Source organism: Aneurinibacillus sp. Ricciae_BoGa-3 (assembly GCF_028421645.1).
Taxonomy (GTDB): domain Bacteria; phylum Bacillota; class Bacilli; order Aneurinibacillales; family Aneurinibacillaceae; genus Aneurinibacillus_B.
Genome location: NZ_CP116887.1, coordinates 286,061 through 307,954, shown reverse-complemented (window position 1 = coordinate 307,954; position 21,894 = coordinate 286,061). Strand labels below are relative to the sequence as shown.

Annotated in this window: 13 protein-coding genes and 2 pseudogenes; 4 read left to right on the top strand and 11 right to left on the bottom strand. The window is 37.7% G+C overall.

Annotated elements, in window-relative coordinates; translation table 11 throughout:
* Position 1 precedes the first annotated feature (1 nt).
* The 5 genes from PP175_RS01555 to PP175_RS01535 are packed head-to-tail and all read right to left on the bottom strand — an operon-like array spanning position 2 to position 10,114.
* Positions 2-1,738 carry a DUF262 domain-containing protein gene (locus PP175_RS01555; protein WP_272441149.1) on the bottom strand — a complete coding sequence of 579 codons (1,737 nt, stop codon included), beginning with the start codon at positions 1,736-1,738 and terminating at the stop codon, positions 2-4.
* Between the two features lie 54 nt (positions 1,739-1,792).
* Complete coding sequence (gene pglX / locus PP175_RS01550; RefSeq protein WP_272441148.1) at positions 1,793-5,332, bottom strand: BREX-1 system adenine-specific DNA-methyltransferase PglX; 3,540 nt, start codon at positions 5,330-5,332, stop codon at positions 1,793-1,795.
* A 5-nt stretch (positions 5,333-5,337) separates the two neighbouring features.
* Positions 5,338-8,943, bottom strand: a complete 3,606-nt coding sequence (brxC, locus tag PP175_RS01545; protein WP_272441147.1) for a BREX system P-loop protein BrxC — start codon at positions 8,941-8,943, stop codon at positions 5,338-5,340.
* A 17-nt stretch (positions 8,944-8,960) separates the two neighbouring features.
* A complete protein-coding gene (locus tag PP175_RS01540; RefSeq protein WP_272441146.1) occupies positions 8,961-9,503 on the bottom strand; it encodes a BREX protein BrxB domain-containing protein in 543 nt (180 codons plus the stop codon).
* Between the two features lie 20 nt (positions 9,504-9,523).
* On the bottom strand, positions 9,524-10,114 hold the full coding sequence (locus PP175_RS01535; RefSeq protein ID WP_272441145.1) for a DUF1819 family protein: 591 nt from the start codon (positions 10,112-10,114) through the stop codon (positions 9,524-9,526).
* Between the two features lie 828 nt (positions 10,115-10,942).
* On the opposite strand from PP175_RS01535, the gene PP175_RS01530 reads away from it, so the two are divergent.
* The gene (locus PP175_RS01530; protein ID WP_272441144.1) at positions 10,943-11,713 is read left to right on the top strand and encodes a rolling circle replication-associated protein; all 771 of its coding nucleotides are present in this window, start codon (positions 10,943-10,945) and stop codon (positions 11,711-11,713) included.
* Positions 11,710-11,913, top strand: coding sequence for a helix-turn-helix domain-containing protein (locus PP175_RS01525; protein ID WP_272441143.1), 204 nt, complete (start codon positions 11,710-11,712; stop codon positions 11,911-11,913). Before PP175_RS01530 ends, PP175_RS01525 begins: the two co-directional genes overlap by 4 nt.
* Before the next feature lie 325 nt (positions 11,914-12,238).
* Here PP175_RS01525 and PP175_RS01520 read toward each other — a convergent pair whose 3' ends face one another.
* Positions 12,239-12,889, bottom strand: coding sequence for a hypothetical protein (locus PP175_RS01520; RefSeq protein ID WP_272441142.1), 651 nt, complete (start codon positions 12,887-12,889; stop codon positions 12,239-12,241).
* A 46-nt stretch (positions 12,890-12,935) separates the two neighbouring features.
* The gene (locus PP175_RS01515; protein ID WP_272441141.1) at positions 12,936-13,964 is read right to left on the bottom strand and encodes a Kiwa anti-phage protein KwaB-like domain-containing protein; all 1,029 of its coding nucleotides are present in this window, start codon (positions 13,962-13,964) and stop codon (positions 12,936-12,938) included.
* A gap of 912 nt (positions 13,965-14,876) precedes the next feature.
* On the opposite strand from PP175_RS01515, the pseudogene PP175_RS01510 reads away from it, so the two are divergent.
* Positions 14,877-15,928: pseudogene (locus tag PP175_RS01510) on the top strand (tyrosine-type recombinase/integrase).
* Between the two features lie 210 nt (positions 15,929-16,138).
* Here the strand turns inward: PP175_RS01510 and PP175_RS01505 are convergent.
* On the bottom strand, positions 16,139-16,471 hold the full coding sequence (locus PP175_RS01505; RefSeq protein ID WP_272441139.1) for a YolD-like family protein: 333 nt from the start codon (positions 16,469-16,471) through the stop codon (positions 16,139-16,141).
* Between the two features lie 401 nt (positions 16,472-16,872).
* On the opposite strand from PP175_RS01505, the pseudogene PP175_RS01500 reads away from it, so the two are divergent.
* Positions 16,873-17,466, top strand: a pseudogene (locus PP175_RS01500) (IS110 family transposase); the annotation flags it as partial.
* Between the two features lie 719 nt (positions 17,467-18,185).
* Here the strand turns inward: PP175_RS01500 and PP175_RS01495 are convergent.
* The 3 genes from PP175_RS01495 to PP175_RS01485 form a co-directional block, all read right to left on the bottom strand.
* Positions 18,186-18,692 carry a carbonic anhydrase gene (locus PP175_RS01495; protein WP_272441138.1) on the bottom strand — a complete coding sequence of 169 codons (507 nt, stop codon included), beginning with the start codon at positions 18,690-18,692 and terminating at the stop codon, positions 18,186-18,188.
* Positions 18,693-18,728: 36 nt separating this feature from the next.
* On the bottom strand, positions 18,729-19,094 hold the full coding sequence (locus PP175_RS01490) for a Na-translocating system protein MpsC family protein (protein WP_272443150.1): 366 nt from the start codon (positions 19,092-19,094) through the stop codon (positions 18,729-18,731).
* Between the two features lie 187 nt (positions 19,095-19,281).
* The gene (locus PP175_RS01485; protein ID WP_272441137.1) at positions 19,282-21,894 is read right to left on the bottom strand and encodes a DUF2309 domain-containing protein; all 2,613 of its coding nucleotides are present in this window, start codon (positions 21,892-21,894) and stop codon (positions 19,282-19,284) included.

Here is a 21,894-nt window from a genome sequence, read left to right as displayed (position 1 = left end):
ATTATATCGCCCATCTTTTCAAACAAAATTCCACTAGATTTTCCGTTCGTTTATCCACGTCCTGTTTGGTAAATGTATAACCCTTATTCTGGATATACGCTCCTAATTGATTCGTCATTTCATACCTGCTTTTTACGTATACACCATTCTGTACTTTTCGCTCTGGCGTACTGTTTGTTCCTGACGTATTTAATGGCTGCTCAATAGCAGTTAAATTTCCGATCTGATGGATTTTCGTTACATACTCTTCCTCGTTTGCAAATCCGCGATTCGGGAAGCTCAACGTATGTTTTTGTGAAAAAACATGTTCCACAGAAAATCTTAGCTTATTATCTGTATTAAATGCAGCTAAATCGTTCATTGTATATCCAGCCTTTTGCTGAGCTATTAGCAGATGCTCATTATACTCAATAAAAATATGCTTTAGTCCAACGTTACCGTATATTTGACCTTCTAAACGACTTTTAAATTCAGCATTTCCCATGAAACGCTGAATAAAAGATAATAAGCGTTCTTCAATCTCATCAGCGGAAATTACCTTTGCATCATGCGCCAGTAAAGCCGTATCTTTTACAGGATCTGTACCTCGTACTTTATACACCCGCAAATCAGCAATTTCAATCAAATCGAGAAATGTATTAAATCCACCTGGTAACAAAGAATCTAGCAACTGACGCTCCTCTAATCGAACAACGAGCGGGTATAAAAACGTCGACATCCCCAAAACAGAGAATAGTTTAAAATATTTTTTATCTGTCATTACTTTCTTCATCACAGACAACATATGATGAAAAAACATTTGTAAATCAGAAACATAATCTACAAGAAATGCTTCCAACTCACTTGGATTATGCTTCTTATCCTTTAATATATTTTTCAGGAAGATGTCCAGTACAAAACGGGAAGTCGCATTAAAATCAAATTGCCCTTGACCACCCTTATACTTATAGGCAATATATTGATAACGCAGCAATGTATCTTCAGTGAAGTTCTTTTGACTAATTAACGCTATATTGGTCTCTGAACCGATCTCTTTAATTTCAGTATAATTTTGATAGATTTCACCAAAAGAATGATTGATAAAATCATCCAATTTTCCACTTAGCAGACGGTTGGAATAATAAATCAACAAACTTTTCACTTTATCAATAATCGCTAATGGTTTTCCACGATCATTGACCGTCTGGAAAATTCGAATCGCTTTTCCAGCGTTATCTTCTACAAACTCCATCACTTCCAGGTTACGAATACAGTTCAAAAATGCATTCTCCATACCTTGATTCTTAATCGCTTGTACCCGAGATTGGATGTGTTTATAAGCTGTTTGCAACAATTTCTGACTATTATTAACTGATATAGGATTTTTATCTTGTAACATGTCACGAAAGAACCCTTTATTCTCTCCAAGTAAAGACAAAATCCATTGCCCATTCGAGCAAATAAATCGATCTTCATTAATGATCTTATCCTTCATCGAGGAAAGTGATTGAATCGTTGCATTTAAGATCATCGTTAGTGTTGTTAAACGTTGCTGCCCATCTACAATATCAAAATAATTGGCATCTTCTTTCTTAGATAAAATAAACGTACCAATATAATGCCCAGACTGTAATTCCATCGCCTCTAATATGTCATCAAATAAATCATCGATATTAGAGACCTCCCAAGCGTAATTCCTTTGGTATGCAGGAATACCAAACCGTTTCCCTGTAAAAAACATTTCAATTGTTTTCTGCACCTACTCTTCCCCCAAACAGGGGTAGCAAAACACCACCCCTTTATACAATTATCTCTATTTTAACGCAGCAAGTAGCTTACCAAACTTCGCATAGTTGACCGCTACTCCGTTATCTAAATCAAGCTCGATTTGCCGGTTTGCATAATCACCAAGCAATTTATCAAATTCAACAAGTTCCTCTTGTCGTTTTCGTAGGCTTGTCAGTTCTTTATCCAGCTTCTTTTTCTCTATTGCTGGCAATGATGGATTTGTCATCGCATCTTCCAATCGCTTTATCTCATTGGTGTACTTGATTTGTAATTCCTGCAAATACACGAAACGCAAAGTAGCCAGTGTTTCTTTCGTATAACGATGTAAATAAATCAACGCACGCATCCCTATTTGCTTTCCAGAATCGACGAGCCAGTAAATCGGGCGTTTTTGATACGTCTGCACATGGTCTTTATAAAACTCATCCAGGAAGTAGCGACGTAAACGCTCGACTGCTGTTTCATTTCTCTTTAAAGTTAGTGATTCGGCCAGCCAGTACAGGTTTTCCTGTACTGGCTCTTCCCCGAATGTCACTTTTAAAAATTCATGCAAGCGTAAAATCACATCGTCTTCAAAATAAGCCCGATCGTTCAGAGAGAGAATCCCATAATTTTGTGGAATAAAGGTACTATACTTCGATTCATCCCACTCACTACCTGCGTGTGCTAATCCGTCTACATCTATTGAATAACGTCCCATTGCACAGCCGATGAAGTAAGATAAGAACGTCTTAGCATCACGCTCCCGCTCAGCTCGACGAATCGTTACTTCTTCATCTGGAACTTCAGGGGTTAACTCATTTTTAAAGCTATATAATTCAATAAAAATCCGATTTAATTCTTCTTCGTTTTGCTGAAGTTGACGGAACTGATTTTCTGCATGAGCTTCCCAATTCGAAAAAGCTTCTGCTAATATATTTACATTGTTACGGTATATTAAAAATGGATGACGCTCAAAATCCCATGATGTTTCAAAGGAATCATAATTACATCTCGACGTACTTATGTTTATATCCACCAACTTATTAACTAAATTAATCTCATGCTTATTTAAAGAAGTAATTATAGGTAGATTAGAAACAACACCAGTATTATAGTGCAGTCCTGTTGCTACCATTTTCAAAAGCAAATCACAAACCGCAGAATTCATAAAAGATAATAAAAATTTGAATCCATATTTATTGTCGAGAAAGATAGTTGGTCCTGTAATATCAAATATAATTCCTTGGTTTTTATAACGAACACTGATTTTTCCTGTCGTAACATCTGACCAAGTAATTCCTTCACGAAAGTAATATTCTTTATTCCAACAACTGCTATTTTTCTTTTCTATTAATCCTTTAGCCAGTCTTTCTTGTTTATCACTAATTATATCCGCACCATTATTTTCCCAATTGACTACATACTCTTGGTTACCATACCACTTTTTAAAGGTTCCCCCCTTATTATAAGGAAACCATTTCTTCTTGCTCGCAAAGGCTTGTTGTTCATTCTCATAATTAGCCCCAAATTTTCCGTAATCAATTTCATGCCATAGGCGTAAAAAACGGTTATTATCACCTGTTTGCAACCCTACCTTTGCTTCTGCCACATCACTTAACCTTGAGCTATTCTTAAATATTTTCCGCACTTGCTCTGAAGCCCAGTAGGCAATTGGTGAGTTTGGAATATCTTCAAAGCCCTGCTGATTTATAAAATATACATGTTCATTAGACAAGAATGCTCTTTCCTTCTCTTGTGCTACTGAATAATCGACTAAGCGATAGTAACAAGCTTTATAAGCAGGTAGGAATACTTTTCTTATTACATAACTTGTACTTTGAACTACTTCTCCACCTATCTCCTCAAAAGCTCTTTGTCCTAAGTGAAGCATGGAGTAAATCGTATCACGTTTTAACAAATTCTTTCTTACTTTTTCATAACTATTTAAAAACATCCATGACTGCTGATTAATCATGGAAGTAAAACCGAATTCCCTTGTGAAATTTTGGCTTCTTTCAATAAAGGTTGCATATAAGTCAGCTTTATAATCATTATAAAATTTTTGAATGAAATTCTTTAATTCTTTATTCATTCCATTTTTGCTTCCCATATAAGGAGGATTTGTTACAACCACATCATATTGACTTGATAATAACTCTGTTTGCCTTACAAGCTTTTTCACACCATCTGACATTTCAACCTTCTCAACATCAAACAGCGTTGCCGCTCCCTGTTCTTTCACTTCTTCAATCCTCTGATACACTGCCCCAAAATCAACAGCTTTTGGTTGTAAAAGTGATCCATAGTTTTTCGCATCATGGTATGTGTCAAATAATTCTTTTAACTCGCATGCTTTTGTTTCATCATCAGGATACAAAAACTTCGCCATTACTTCTGTATCCATACCGTTTGACTCCTGGACCGATATCACATTTGGCTGAATCGCTTTACGGGAAATGCTGCGCGATTTCTCTCTTGCTTTCATTAAAAGCGCAAAACCTGCTAATTGTACTGCCCTATCATCCACATCAAGTCCATAAAGATTATTTTCAAGAATAAGACGTGGAATCTCTCTTGTTGGATATCCCTGTTCTTCATACATCGCATACAACAAATCAAAGGCATATACCAAAATATGTCCTGAACCACAAGCAGGATCAATGATTGTCAGCTCTTCTAGGTTTATATGAGCATTGCAAAGTTTATCCAATTTCGCCTGTATTTCAGGTTCCTGTTCTGCTGGCTCAATATAATATCGCATCTCGCTTTTTAACGGCGATTGTGGATATGTCTCCATCCACAAGTGACCGAGCGAGTTTTCCACCATATATTTCACAATCCAGGCTGGCGTAAACAACTGAGTAGCTGCAGGGATATTTTCTTTCATAATTTTCTTATTCTTTTTCAGTCCTGCAAACACTTCATCCTTCTTCTCGGAAATATAGAACTGATACAGCCAGCCAATGACTTCAACTTCCTGAAAACTCTCCGTTAACTCTTCATTTTGTACAAGTTGGTTAATGAGCGAATCGGCTGCTAATAAATAATCAGGAAGCAGTAGTTCCGTGTAATCATTTAGCTTTTCAAACAGAAACGGCATAATCTCACTTAATTCATTGCACTGTGCAATGAGCAGTTGGCGATATGCTTCTTCCCGTTTCCCCTGCTGCAATAAATCCGTAATCTCACCCTCATCAATGCTAAACCCAACCGTACGATATTCCGTTATCAAGTCAGGGTCAACTTTCCCTGATTGGACGCTGGACAGCACCCGTACATGAGACGGGAGGTAATCATGTAGTTCCATATAGCGTAGAGCAATGATGCGGTTAAACCACATATAAGCAACTTCTTCGATTAACTGGTCGTATCCTTTCTTTTGATACTCCTTCACTAAGGTTCGCAGGGCATTTCGATAGAATAGGGCGTATCTTTCATTATGGATCTCTACATAGTCGCTTCCTTCATATAATGTAGGAGCCCCTTCGGGAGTAATTCCGAAGGTATTGGCTCGCAGCTGTACAAGCTTACGCAATTCAGTTCGTGCATACGCAGCAAATTTTTTTAGCTCTGTTTTATTCATACTTCTCACCTTTTCAGTTGAATCGTTGCATCATGTAAGATTGTAATTATTTTTCTTTCCACTCTTTGAAGTGCCATTTTCAGTTCATATTCATTCGTAATGGTTGCTTCCGAACCTGCGAAGAACGTCATTAGTTCTTCTCCAGTAAGCTCGTGTACGTTTTTTTCACGAATAAGATTTGGTTGGAATGTTTCATCTTTAGATGTTTCATCATTACCTTTTTTTTCTTCCTGTTGACGGCGAACAATGCTACCAACTTTCCCATGTAAGGCTTGTCGTCGTTGCTGTGCGACCTGCAAATAGGCATGCAGCTTAGACACACTGTTTGTTGGCTTTACATGTACATCTAATTCATTTTGAAGCGCTTCCTGCCCTGTCTGAATGACAGTTGTTATCTCTTGATTGCCCTGATAAACAGAAACAAGCTGCACCAAATCTGCCTGAATAACAGCGAATTGCTCTATAATGGTCGTTCGTTCGGCTTCTGCCCGTTCATCTAATTTTGTTCGCAATTCATTAATGAGTTGAGGAAGTCTCGGAATGTCGCGATACGGATTTGAATTCATTAAAATAGATGTCACTTGCTGTTTTACGTTTTGGACTGTTGAGTCTGCTCCTGCCCAAATTAAATCAGCTTCATGATCTTTCAAGAATGAAATAGCATCATCAAAGTGCTGGATAGGAGTTTTCAAGTAGAATGACTGTAAGCCCTCCACGTCGTTCATCCAGCCTTCCACATCTTCTTCTAGCTCAATGAATTGTTTAACGATCTCTTCGGAGCTTCTGGTCGCCATAAAGTTTTGTATAGATGTCTCGAGCTTTTGCAATTGTATGCCACCTGGATATGTGTAAGTTGCATCTTTTATTCTCTGACGCCGTTCTTTCATCTGGCGAATCGGTTCAATAAATTTTTTGTTCATTTGCTCACGAACCAAATTTGCTACATCATCATACGTTTCGCCAACCGTTGTCTGACCGAAAAATTCTCGTAACAATGCGCTTATTTCTTTGCGAATGTATGCAGGCATCTCTACTTGTACTTCAATACGCACACGATCACGCTCTGTCGTCTTTAGCAAACAATCCACAAATTTATGGTTTGTAGCCTCTAGGATGCCTCCGTTATACAATAATTTAATTTTTTTATCATGCTGCAAGTCTGCGAGCAAGGTAGCGATATCATGCTCCATCCAACCGAATGGTATCTTGCTGAAATGCTCCATGACATGCTTTACAAAAACCTTCTCATCGTAATTCGTTTTGTCCTCCAAATAACGCCAAACTTCATCATACGCATTTTTGTTTTGATTTCCATCTAGCAATGAGGCAGTTCCCTGTTCCGCAATCTTTACAATCTCTTTCTTCACGTCTTTGAGTGGAATGGACTTTTCAATATATCCGATTTTCGAATAAGTATTCCGTACAAGCATTTCAAATGCATTGCTCATTTGTGTCTGAATGTCGCCACTAAATGTCCGCTCCTGTCCCTGGATATAAAACACCGCATGCTTGCATGCTTCTTCTAACTTCTCTTTAGCTTGCTTTTCAAACTCAACTACCTGTTCTTGTTTTGTATCTAAAATTTTATTTTGTGTTTCAGTCGTGTTTCCACCTCTTTTGCGGCGTACATACGAATTGACTTGCTCGGCATACTTTTGAGCTTGTTCAGCAATAGCGGTTGATTCCTCATCAAGGCACATAATTAATCGTCCTTCATTCGCTTCCAGCATCATCGACTGGGGACTTATGCCTCCCGTATATACTTGCAATGTTAAATCGCTTGCCATATTTCCTTTTATATAGCCGTCAAATCGTTTGTTAAAATCAAATGGGTATATATTTTGATACGTATATTTCGCAGGCACGAATTTCTCAAAGAAAAATTTCCCTAAGCGCTCCGTTACAATACTCGGATTAATGTCTTCGTTGCGAATTTCACGATTAATTTCTTGCTCCTCATCACTTAAGAAGGAGTAGGTTTGGTCTGCATGCTGTTCAATTAAATTGGCGCGCTGTAAACGCTGCAACGATTCTTTTACTTTTAATTCAAGTGGTGCTCGCTCACAATCAATCGCATCAATTAATAACACCGCAACATTCTCCGCTACCGTTTGAATATCGTCAATGCTTTTGACCATGTAGAGGGTTTTTAAAACGTCGACATCAAACCATTCAATATCTTCATGGTTCCTTGCCCTGTCTTCCGCTTTTGCGATCGTACTTTTAATTGGCGTTTCCAAAAATCCCTTAATCGGCTCATAGAATTGTGCAAAAGTAGCCAGATTTGTTGCCCCTTCATTCGCCAATGAACATACAACTGCCTGAAAAGCTTTCAATAGCGAGCGTTCTCCGTGCGCTAAATGCGCCCCGCCTTCCCCTTGTGTACGAATCTTATTGAACACCTTTTGTAAGAGTTCTACTTGATACGGAACAAATGGGTACAGCGAAACAAACTCATCCCGTGAACGATAAGCCGAACGAAGAAGTGTGGTGTTCGGCTTAAATGATAAACGATTGCGAATCATTTGCTCCTGCACATCATATTGAATACCTAGTGTTTTCACCGCTACATCTCTCTTCTGAAGAAGGCGCTTTTTAATAACTTCGTCCGTATTAGAGCTGGATAAATTGATTTTTGTCGCAAAGCGCCCTTGAATTTTGGAAAAGTCATTATTGCTATGCAGCTTTGTAACAGCTTCAATCTTTTCTTGTGAAGTGACAATGACCCAAGCTTGGCCATTTGCATAGTTACCCAAGTCTTCAACAACGGTTTGTAGATTCAGCATCAGACTTGAATTTTGTCCTACATATTGACCAACTTCATCAACTAGAAAGATTAGACTGTAATCATTGCCTCGGCTTTTGCAATAATCGCCTACCATTTTGGCGAATTTTTCTGAACTCATATCGAATGTTTTTGCAGCACTATTTAATAATTCTTTTGCAGTTTCTTCATCATAGCCAATGTTAATCAGCGCTGTGACAATCGCTTTACGCTTTAGCTTGATTTTCAAACGCAATTCTTCCCATGGGATGCCTGAAACAGTAAGTGCTTCTTCCTTCAAACGTTCATATTTGCCATCATCAGCAATTTGCCGTTCAATATCTGCAATCCATAATGTATCGGAGAACCCAAGCTGTGTATTGAATACACGCAAAAAAACTTCTACGATTTTCTCTTTTTCACTGCTAGTAGTAGACGATTTGGAATCAATGTTAAAGAGAATAGCATCACTTGGTTTAGAAGCACATTCTTTCATTTGCTCTAATAGAGACGCATTTTCTGTTTTGCCATGGAAGTATTCAAAAGGTTTTTTTTCACCAATTTCTTTATTATCCAGCAGATAGGAGAGAATTTTTAGGAAGTGGGATTTACCTGATCCGAAGAACCCTGAAATCCATACTCCCATATTCGTCGTTTGTTGCTTAAACGTACGCATATAATTACTGTAAAATAACGTTAAATTCTCTGTTCCTTCTTGAGTCATCACGTATTCTTCAAGTTCATTTTGGATAGTGGAAAGGTCACTCTGCCCTGCTTGAATAACGCCATTTATTTCGCGGTGAATGTCTTTATAAAATAATTGCTCAATACTTAATGTATGCTGCATACATAATTTCCCCCTACTTATGAAATGCGTGAAAGCTGATACTCGTCTTCTGTATGATGAATACCATATAAATGAAGTTGTAATCCTGTAAATTTGCCTGGATAAAACAAAATAACAGGCTTACGAAACGATAACTCGCTGAGACGTTTTAATGTCTTGCTGGCACGTATAAAAGGATGGACACTGCCGACTCCTGTCATAAATACAATGTCAGCGTCTCCTGCTTTTTCAATAAACCCTTCGATATAATCGTTTGTTTCCAATGTGGGGCCGATTGCTTCCCACAGCCCATTCACTCCTTCTTCGTCTCCTAATCCTAACAGATCATCAATATCGTCTTTAAAAAGTTCAAGCAACAAGTGATATAGATTCACTTCGGCTACATGAAGAGATGGACGCTGAAGCATGTATTTAATATAGTCACGAACCATGAGTTCATCTTTAGCATCATAGTCAAGAACATAATGAGGCAAATCACTTCCAATGCCGGTCTGATTTACAAAGTCGTGTTCTTGAATTCTTTCAAATAAATGGTCTAATCTTTCTTGAAGGGTACCCATCCTTGAATTTCTCCTATTTTCTATTTGTTTAAAGTGACAAGAAGCAGCAAAGGAGCCTTCTCTACCGTATATTCTTTTAACTCTTTGCTGATGGGAATAGGCGTGGCAACATACCATTTGTCTTCCTGCATCAGCAGGCCACACTCCGTAAAAAACAACAGCATAATTTGACGCAACTTCTTCTTGGTTTGTTCGGACCAGGCGTAAACAATTTCACTTTCTTCTTCTTTTCGTTCAAAAAAAGCCTGGATTGATTCATTCGTTACAACTTTCCGTTCGAATTCGTAAGCATACCGTACGACTTGAATCACAAAATCGAGTGGAAATTGATATGTTTGCAAAAAACTGTATAAAAGAATTGCTTGTTCATCAAAGCGAGAACTATGTAAAAAGAAATTAGCTAATGTTCCATCTATTACCTTTAAACGGCGAGTAACCATTGCTAACGTACTTTGAATTGCTCCCATACTACGTTTTTGAAACAGATTTTCTTCAATGATTTTTTTGCGAATATTATCTTCACTTGTTCCTTCGAGGCGTAGAGATAACATCATTTTCATTTCCGTTTTAAAAAGTCGTTCTGATGTAAAGCCCGAAGAATAGTTTTCCATATATATCACTCTGCCTTTACGCTAGGTTCAGAGCATTATCTGACCCCATATACCATAAATGTATTTTACCATATTATTGAATAATTTCTTTGTGTTAACTTTTTAAATTCAAAACCATAGACATAGAAGAAATTAATTATGCAACGACAGTATCGGAACATAGGAACTAATTACTGACTATAAAACTTCAAAACAGTGAGATGTTTGGTCGATTTAACATTTCACACTTATCCTTTGAATATGTAATGAAACGAACGCCTTCTTCGATTTTTGGGAAAAACCGTCAAATCTGATTCACCAAAGCAATATAAGTTTCGGCTTCCAATCTTTATATTTGTATTTGCTTTTTATGTCCACTTTAGTATTATCACGTATGCTTTAATTCCACCAATATTAAAGTAACTAATTAACAATCACCATCCTTTTATTTACAACTGAAATTAAATAAAAATTATTTTAAAGCTCATAAAACAAGCCCATAGCTAATTCAAAAAACATTTTTTTAAATGGAGAGTTAATTATTGAGAAAGATGGAGTTTAATTGAGGAATTTCATGATAGATTTCGATTTGTTATTGAAGTTCATCTGCTACTCATGTGTCAACGGTTTAAATTAATCCTTACAATCAGTCGTACGACAATACAAAAACTAGCATTCCCAGTACAATAAAGTTAACAAAAGGAGATACATCGGCCCATATAGCACCGAATGGATTATAGAGGGGTAGTAGATGTTCTCCTTTTGAAACCAATAATTTTTACGGTTCAAAATAATTACCTTGATATTATACTGATTATTTTCACCGTTAACTAAGGAGGATTAAGTAACATGTCAGAAAATTTAATTTACACACGAATTATCGCTAGTGGCAACCTCATTGAAGAATTTACTTATGAATACCCTATTGTCTGCAAGAAAACCAGTCATGGTGGTAGAAAACACTTTCATGAGCAAGCAAGTACCAAGGAAGAGGAACACCGTAAAGTGTCTGTTAAAAGAGCGGTCACTCGTCTCAAACGTCTTCTTTCAGCTAACTTTCGAGCAAAATACAATTTCATTACACTTACCTTCTCAGATGATTGTTCTATTAACGTTCAGAACCTTCAGGAGTGTAAAAAAGAATTCGACAAGTTTAAAAAAAGAGTATGTCGCTTTTTAACAAAGAATGGTCACAATTCAAACTTTAAATACATTGGTGTAACTGAATTCCAAGATGCACATAATCGAGAAGCCATTCATTTTCACCTTGTAACAGATTTACCTTTTATTCCTCAAGAGAAATTACAAGCGCTTTGGCAAAATGGTGGAGTATGGGTTAAAAATTGTCGTTCTTCTGTAAGCACAAACCATAAAATCTCCCACTATTTATCAAAAGGAATCTTAGATTCACGCTTAAATGGACATCAGAGATACATGCGTAGTCATAATCTTGTAGAGCCAAAAGTTTTATATGGTAGGGAAGCTGAGGAGTTCCTTGCGCAAACAGGTATTAAAAATTCACAACCAGAACATTCGGAATGTTACATTAATAATTATCAAGGAAAAACTGTATACAGAGCATACTTTATCCCCAATAAAATTCGGAGGTCGCAACAATGAAGCAGCTACATGATTATCCTGATGTTTTAGACGTAATAGATATTCAGCGAATTCTAGGCATCGGTCGTAGACAAGCTTATGAGCTTGCAAAGTCTAATATATTTCATACCGTCCATATAGGCAAAAGAATTAAGATTCCCAAATATACTTTTGTTAAATGGCTCCAGGGGGAATTGGATACTATACATTCATTTAAATAAGATTATTGAAAACTCATAATGAATCTTCTGAAAATCCAAATCAAGTGAAACCAATAAAATATTACTATTAGGGCTCTATATCGATGATTAGATAAGAGCCTTTTTTTACAAAAACCTGTGGACGCATTAGTGTATTAGCCAATTTGTAACTTAAGTATTTATTCAACTGAACTATGCCCCCTTTCAACTCACTTATTGTCTTATTCTCTTTCTCCCACTGGATAAGTTCGTACTTTTTCCTCACACCCACAATTCAAACAAACGTAAAAGGTAAACAGGTACCCGAAATAATAGCAAAACGTTAGGACTATAAATGGAATAAAAATTAGTCATGGTTACGATTAACTGCAAGGTAGTAAATATTACTGACTAATTTTTCTGCCTTGAACTTATTATTAAGGTTTAGGTTCTTCTCTTTAGTAATGATAATTGCCGAGATCTTTAGTGATGGATTCATTGCTTCCTCTTCCTGACTGGATGTGGAAATAATCGCTTTGAACACGTGTCGGCCCGATGTGAAGAAAAGTGGACAAACACTTATAAAATCAGTTTTAACATAAATAGCAATTACAACTATGATAATTAACAACGAGACTGTTAGGTTTATAACAGATGCATAATCTAGAGACACCAAAGGTAAAAGTAAGGTGATAAGGAAAAATGAATAATCATTTACACTTAGCTTTTCATACTTTCTAACCGCATATGTAGCACCTGCTCCTTGTTGTGTCAATTCTTTTTCAAAATCTTTAAAATACCAATTTGTTACACTCCTATATATAAGTAATGAAAATATAATTATTAGAACTATAATAATAAAATCAAATAGAACCTTATTTATATGTTTGCTCAACCACAAAGCAAGATAGGTTTTTTTAAAAAAATCATTACTATCAATAAAACGATAAATCATAATTAGGTAAAGAGGTAGGTACGCCGTTCCCCACAAAACTGTTTGTTCTCTTTTCCCCCACATATCTACTCTCCTTTCTAGAGCGAAAGGCTAATTACTTGTTATTATTTCACTCATAAGATAGTGCTACTTTAATGCTTTCAGTTAAGAAGGATTTTACAATCTTATCTGCAAAGAAATTGATTAATGGAGTTGGGTTATCTCCTTCGTTAAATCTGATCTTGTACTGATCAACGTCAATATATTCAAATAGTTGCCATAGTGTTCCGAATTTCTCAATATATTCTCTTCTTTCATCTGGATCTTCTGGTGCTAATCTTTTTATTTCGGCTAACTCGTTACATCTTGCTTTAAACTTATCCTGTAAGGCGGATAGTGTTTCAGGTTTGATTTGTGCTAATCCTCTTGAATATACATAAGTTTTACATTGTTTTTCGAATTCACTCTTGTTTGATCTTTCATCGTTAAAGAATGGCATAGAAATTATTTCTGTGAGGTTTTCATCTCTTAATTTATTTATATGGTCTCTATAGTCAAAAGCATGCTCAAAATTTGTAACGTTTAATATAAAGATATAGTCTTGTAATAAAATGAAATCAAAATTGCCGCCCACATCTACAATTGTATGGTCAATAAACTGAAATTGATTGGAATTTTTAAAAACGGCTTTTTTTCTGGCGCTGCTTTTTTTAGCCCCTCTATAGAATGAAAAGAAAACCTGTTCTGTCTGATAAGTTAATTTAACAATTTGAAAATTAGTATCTTTCTCTTGAAACAAGGGATCAGAATTTCTTACTGCTGCTAACAATTTATCTTTTTTACCCTTCAGTTCTGCTGATTTAGAAAGATTATACTTGGCAATTTGATCTTGTTTTTTAATTTCATGATTGTAATCGCCAACATAAAATAATTCCTCACCTTCTGGACCCTTTGTCTTTAAAGACTTTAGCGACTTAATGATATGCTTTTTAAGCCAATCTTTTACTTCAATAGCAAGTGATATCTCCAACGATTGGTAGAATAGATCAGATTCCTTTTGTTTTCTTACTAAGCTTAAAGAGATATCTATTTCAGTTAATTGAGCATTCGAAATTTCACTTAATTTGTAAAGCAAATTGTTAGTGTTGTTAATGTCCATTCAATATCACTCCTCTTCTTACTTTTTTTCTATACAATCAAAGGAAATCCCTCCGTATTTGTTGAAATTTGTACAAACAATATGATTAATCGTTTGTAAAAAATAGCACCTATCAATTAGGATAGGTGCCTCTTTGTTTCTCCTTAACAATCGTAATGCCGCTTTTGTCCTTAGAACTTCCATAGCTTGATAAACGTCCTACAGTCAACCATAAGCATCAAACAGACTTATTAAACCGCCTATTAGTCAAATAAAAAAGCTGCTGAAGCCCCTTATTAAACAATCGATTCCCGTGCACCAGCCTTGCCTTTATTCTAATAAGAAGGGAGATGCTTATCTGTCTACCAAACATCACTCAGAGGCTCAGCCCTTTTTTAAAAAGTGTTTTTCTGGTGCTACTTGCTCTTTTTTAGATTTTGAGCTTTTTTTATTTTATTGGGAATTCAACAAACGGGATATCAATATCAACGCTTTGCTTCCATAGAACCATCCTAAAAAAAAATAAAAATAGCCAGTCGTGATTGACTGGCCAACATTTATAGCTTTATACCTCTTTTAAATTGGTGTCCTTTTTGGTGCCATACTAAGAATAATTATATGAAAATCACAGTTACAGCAAATCATCAAAAGAGTCACTACCCTTGATATATAAGCACTCTTTAACACTTTGTGTAACTACTCATTACACCCTCTTCATAACTTCAAAACCGAGTGAGCGGCTCGTGTAGTCGCTGGTGTGTTCGATTCGCACCCACTCCCGCCAAAAACGTTGATACATCAAGGTTTATGCGACCTTGTTAAAATATGGTGACTCTAGGCGTTTTTCAGGTAGACCGTGTATGTAGAATATTTTAGACCGTGTGTGCTTCCTTGGTATATGGCGATCGCCTATCCATCTAAGGAGGTTTTTTTATGTCTGGTCAAGCAAAAATGAAGGGTCGTAAAACGGTATCTCGAAGGTTAACCGAAGATATCGAAGAGGAGATGCCAACCCCTACGGAATCTCTTACGGATTTATTTGAGATTTTTATTAAAGCTAAAGAAATTGAAGGTCTAAGGGAACGTACGTTGATTGATCATAAGACGCACTTTAAATATTTCAATACCTACCTTAATGATTTTCATCCGTCTTTGAAATGCGCTAGCGAAGTAACAACTGAAATTCTCCGCAGCTATATTCACTTTTTAAAACATGAAAAAGGAATATGGGATAACCATCAATGGTTGGCTGACAAATATGCCCATCAAAAGGGTCTGTCTCCTGTGACGATTAACGTACGGCTTCGATCACTCAAATGCTTTCTGAAATTTTTATTCGATGAGGGATATTTACAAGAAAATCCTGCAGCAAGGATCAAATTACTGAAAACAGAAAAAGACACGATTGAATCTTTTTCTGAAGAGCAAATTTCGAAACTACTCAAACAACCCGATCAAAGAACTTTTGCCGGGTTTAGAGATTACGTTTTGATGTTATTTATGCTGGATACCGGTATCAGGGTAAGAGAAGCGCTAAACTTGCAAGCAAACAATTTTAGCTACGAACAAAAGACCATAATTGTACCTGCACATGTTGCTAAAAATAATCAGGCGAGAATTTTACCTTTATCACAAAGAACAGCCAAATGTATTAAATTATTAATTAAAGAAGATACCATTTTTGAAGACGTTGCCGAAATATTTTTCTTACTAATTATGGAGAAAAGTTAGACCCAAGTGTTATCCGACAACGTTTAACTGATTATGGGAAGAAAGAACAAATTACAGGAGTACGTGTTTCGCCACATACTTTTCGTCACACGTTCGCAAAATATTATATTTTGAATGGTGGCGACGCTTTTACCCTTCAACGATTATTGGATCACAGCACGATGAATACGGTTAGAAAATATATCCAAATGAATAACGAAGACATTAAAATTCAACACAATCAGTTCAGCCCCATTAACCACTTATCCATTTAGAATAAATAAAATTTCAAAAAATAATTTGCTTGTAGAAAAATTAAACATTTGCTTAATTTTATTTACCCGGTAAGGGAGAGAAATGTTCTCTGCCTTGTCCCGTGTATATCTAACAATAGGGGGCTTTCTTCCCGGAAAAATTCTTTCCAAGATAATATTTTTAATATGTAAATAAAAAACCAGCAAGATAAAAACTGATTACCTTATTTCCTAAATTTCTAATTTGATATTCACAAGCAAATCAAAAGGTATTTTCACTTGATTCGACCCAATAACTAGTTTTTTATTTACAGTATCCAATTTGATTATTGCACCAATAACCGTCCTCAATTTGTAATCAAACCAGTATGTAACTTGGATCGATAAATTGTGCATCATGGCATCACTAATTTTGAAAGATAATTCATTGAACCGTTGTTGATTCAAGATAGGTTTTTCAACTTTCTCCTGGTTTTCTTGTATTTGTTTTAATGCCTCAGAATGCTCCGGTAACATAAACGAAGTTTTCCATTTGATATTACCTCCATCCCTATGCTCGTTCATTTTAGTCCTCCTCTATAACAGAAACGTATGTTCCTATTATAGATCGATGAGAAGAAAAACTTCAAAATAATTTTTATACTAAATCTTATTGAGAGCCGACAACTACATAGTAGTAGCGCACCTTTTATTAAACCATAGATTCCCGTCAGCCACCCATGCAGCGCAAGCGCTGCACCACAGACTATGAAAATTTGGTTTTTTTGTTCATACTGATACTACGGCTGGGAGAGGAAGGTCGATCCGCTATGGTGCCATAGAGCCAACCGTTAGTCTGACTCCAACGACCACGGTGCATCACAGATTGTCGTTCCCTTGCGGGAAACACTCATGGGAGATTAATCCTACTCTGGTTGTTGCACCAGCCTCCAGTCATGTTAAGCCGTAGAAAGGATGTTTTTTCCATGGAAGTCCTCATTGAACGGGCATGCGGTATGGACATTCATAAAGACAGCATTACGGCATGTATTATGACACCGGAAGGAAAGGAGATTTAAACGTTTTCTACCAAAACCGTGTTTCTACTCGAGTTAATCGATTGGATTAAGGAACATGGATGTACCCATGTTGCAATGGAAAGTACGGGTGTGTTCTGGAAACCGATTGTAAACTTACTTGAGGCTGAAAGAATTGAGCTTTTAGTTGTTAACGCCCAACATATGAAAGCACTTCCCGGTCGCAAGACCGATGTGAAGGATGCGGAATGGATTGCCCAGCTTCTTCGCCATGGGTTACTAAAGGCTAGCTTTATACCCGATCGAAATCAGCGAGAACTACGAGAACTCGTTCGCTACCGCCGCAGCATCATCGAAGAACGAGCAAGACAACATAATCGGATTCAAAAGGTTTTAGAAGGAGCCAATATCAAACTGGGCTCTGTTGTTTCTGATATTATGGGCTTGTCTTCTCGCGATATGCTTGATGCCATCGGAGATGGAGAAGAAGATCCCGAGAAACTAGCCAATTTGGCGCGGCGCACGATGAAGCGAAAAACGGAAATAAATATCTTAAGTCAGCTCTGGTAGAAGCCGTGATTTAGGAGAAGATTATTTTGACCAGCAAAAACAACAAGCGATTGTACAGTATTCGGTTCGAAGACTCGAAAATTTAGGTTATACCGTGACCATTACGGAAGTTTCCTAATCAATTGCAAATACCACAAACATAGAATTTAGGCGCTGCACTCTTTTTAAAAAATAAATGAGCTGCGTCTTCTTTAGTGTTGTCTTTTTCCAAGAGTTACACAACTAATTTTCATGGGAGCGGAACAAAAAGGGATTGCCTGAGAAGCTTCCTCTTTATTAATTCCGATACTCCCATATCCCCAAGTGCAATATTCTCCTTCAGAGATGCCTCAGAAACCAACCCACTTCGGCTTGTTCTTTGGTTATTTTGGACAATAGGACTCATTTAACTTTTTTCTTTTAGGTGTGTCGTCTTCCCTTGCCATAATAAAACATAATCGTCTCCTTTTAGTAGCTTGTACAGGTTATTTTGTCACTTCTTCTTATTGAATTATCCTGCCAGCTAGAGTAAAACAAGAGCCATGTCGGCTCTTAAAAATATCGTTTATAAAGTTACATAAATTTGAGTGGTTGATGCCTTTTCATGTCCCAGCATCTAAGAACGCCCTTTTCCTATATAATAGAAAAGAAGATGCGCTTATGTTTGAGAAATCAAAAAATCATGAGTGTGTGGGCGTATTTCATCAATTTACTTATGAAACTTTTAATTCTGATAGATTCCCATTCGATTTGTCCATGATGATTCCGCGAACGTTCACATTGGATGGAACAAGTGAATGATTTCGAATAATCTGGACACTTGTTTGTACACCATCCATTATCGTTTTGCTGCCCTCTAACCATTCACGCATAGAGGTCTCAGGAAATTCAGGCATACAAGTTTTAAATAGATAATCTAATACTTCTCTTTGTTCTCGTAATTCTTCTTTTTCATAAATTTTGTCCAATACTTCTTGCATATTAACTACATTTGTTGGTTTGCCTTTTGTGCCGACTACATAAATTTCCTCAACGTTTTCCTCATACACCGAAAGGATGATATCTCGCATGAGATCACTATAGGGTTCTGTGATAACAGGACCATAAATTTGTAACACTAACATATCATCAGAATGGATATTGAACGCTTTTTGTACCTGTTCTATTGTGTTATCCATTCCTATAATAAATAAGCTTTTATTTATTTGCTCCTTAATCATTTTATTCACCCCTATAATAAAATTATATGAATCAATTTATGAAAATTGGGCTTCCAAATTCTTTGCAAATTTAAAAACCATGAGTCGTTCTCCCGTATTTGTACTAATATCGGTGTGGAAACTGACGACCTCTTCACCTGTAATCGTGAAGATGATTTCTTTTATTTGTTCGATCCCCGATTCTACCAAGCCATTACGGTTCTTTTTGACGGACAACATTCCATCTTTATCTTTGCATAAGGAATATTCAGCGGGAGTTAAGACATGATCCAATTGAACAATAATCATGTTTCGTAAGATATCGGATTTTACAGCTACCGCTCCAACGCCCAGGTAATTTTTTTCCCATTGTGTTAATGCTTTACTGATTTCAGCTTCTGTAGCGCCTTTCGATTTTCTTATACTTATTTTCTTATCCCTCTTTGTTAATACTTTACTGATTTCAGCTTCTGTAGCCTCTTTTGATTTACTCATACTTATATTCTTATCCCTCTCTCATAGAATTGACCTAATCAAGGAACACATTGGTATAGTATTGGAAAAACCAATCCTTTCTATCCCTGCTCCCGGTCGATTGGTGGGAAAGATGTCATGACCAACTTTCCCAGTTTCCTTCTGGTTCTATGCATGCAAGCCGAATCCATCCGTTTTGGACTTTTTGACGAAATTCAGGCACTTGTTCCAACAACCGTTCCACGTACTTTCTTGGCGCTTGAATCACCACCAACAAACGCAATGGTTCATGGTACATTTCATTATCCGATTGTGCGACAGACTGCCAAGGAAGTCCCGTCAATAAGTCACTGGCGTTCCCCTGCATAACACCAATCCCAGAGGTTACGGTTTGAGTCGCTTTATTCCCGCTCCCGTAATAATGAGGGGCAACGGTGGATGCGTAATATTGCAGATTAATCCATTGAGCAACCGTTACCGGACCTGTAATGATGTTGGAGAGCAACGTGCCGGTCCTATCCTTTTTCCAGTCGTAGGTTTGGAGAAACGTTCTTCCATCCAAGTTGCAATTTCGGGTAAGTGCACGACTTCCAATGATAAAGGAGGCGTTACGCGCTAACCCCCATTCTGGCCGTATCTCACTCCAATCCTCAGCAAAGCGCTCTGCCTCCGCATTTGGATTTCTCAGCTGTGTGCGAATGTTTGGTAAGCGTGAGAGCCGTTCTGCATTTGCCTTCTCACTCACCTTTTGCATCGTAGATTCAATTTGATCGAAAGCTTCTTGCGCTGCAGGAGAAAGTGCGGGAACATACAGCCAACGTAACGTATCCAATGATGTGATATGTTCGGCAGCCGCAAATAGGGTATCATCGGGAATTACAATACCCTCAGTTTTAAGTGCTTGCCTGACGCTTGGCAGATTGCATAAGGTCGCAAGTACCCGGGCATTGAATCCACTTGACGTCCCTCCACATGCCCCACAATCCAAAGATGAAGCATAAGGATTATTGGTACTGTGGCTACCGTGACCGCAAATAACCACCAAAGGAGCGAAACGCTCGGTAAGCCCCATCATTTTTAGAGCTTGCCGTGCATAGTACACTTTTTCTTTCTCGGAAAAACCAATCGTTAACTCCGTTCCCGTAGTGTGTATCTGACTGAGTGTGAGTTCTGTTGAAGGTTTACGGAGCCATGTTTTCCGAAGTCTGCGCAAGGAAATCCCTATGCCCCGTGGAACAAAGCATCGTGCCAAGGTCTGTAAACAAAGCCAAGGTCCGCTAATCTCCGGCAGTACGAGACTTGTAAACATGTTGTGTTTCATTGCGTCAAACGTAAAACTAAGAGAATTAGCCGCCTGTTGTCTCTGAAGATAGGAGTTATATTCCTTATCATGTGACATTTCTTTGACTTTATGTTTGGGCTTAAACATCACTGGTAACGAGTTATGGGTGTGTTGGTTCCCAAGTGTGCAGGTTTCTATCGGAAGCCCGAAAAAGCCAGCTGTTCCAAAGGTTTCGAACGGACCTGCCTGTTCAAGGTGGCGGCGAAAGGACTCAGAACGTGTATCAATACAAAAAACAAATTGAGCTAATGCAGGCGGCGTAGGTTTGGTTTCTGTGTGTGCTCCAGATGTGATCCTCTTCCTAACATTTTCTTCGTAGGTTTGTTCCCAAGCTTCCAGCCAAAGCCGATTCCGTACCGTTTTATCGAAACGATAAGCAAGGTTCAACCGTGCTTTTAATTCGGAATCGGATACCTTCGCCCATTCGTGAATTGGCAGGTCCCCCCATTGTACACAGGCAGCAATCAATGATTCCAAAAGTAAGGGTTCCTTCGTTCGTTCCTTCGACAAAGGAAGATACCGTTTGAGGAAGGCCCACTCCATGCAAATTCGAACAGCCAAATATTCCAAAAGCAGGGAGCTTTCTTGATCATTTTGTTGGGAACGCCAAAGCATCATCCCCGCCCACCCGGGCATGGTAAGCAAATGGGCCTCCAGGTAACCTTGTATATTCGACTCAGGGATTTCAAGTTTCAACAAAACTTCTTGTAATGCCCGGTCCGCCTCACTTGGTAGTCCTTTCAGTTGTTTCCGTACGCCGGATGATATGGCTGGGTCAAACTGAACAAATCTCTTCCACGCCTGATAGAATCCTTTTTCTCGTTGGGGCATGGACCAAACCGCTTGAGATTCATCCAAGAATAATTTGCACCACTTGATACAATGGCGATCGAGATTGGAAGCTACCTCTGTAATCCCATCCTGTTCCAAACGCTGACTGTAGGTTCGTACAACATCTGGTTTTGTAATCTGAGGGTTAAACCAGTTTAGTCGTTTTGCCAACCGTTTCACCTCAGGTGTTGTCAGAAGTTTCGAAGATGGCGCATTTAGTAAAGCAGTCAGGCAGAACTGTTCGGCAACTTTTCGCGGTAGGTTTACCGACTGGGAATCAAGCCATTTTTGAAGACCCATTTCAAGAAACGACATGTGAATCTCGCCATGATTCCACGCAGAATGGAATACGAAATCGCTCGGATATATATCTACATCACACGTCTCTTTGAATCGTCGTGCCACTTGCTCAAAAGAGTGCCGCTCCAATCTCATCCACGGGTGACGTGCCGCAAATGTTTGTATAGGTCCAAGAGGTGCGATAACTTCACTCGCGGATTTGACATACTGCTCAATTTCTCGAATTTGGAAATCAGATTTCTTTTTTACCTGCACTGGTTGGGCAGTAGGAATCAC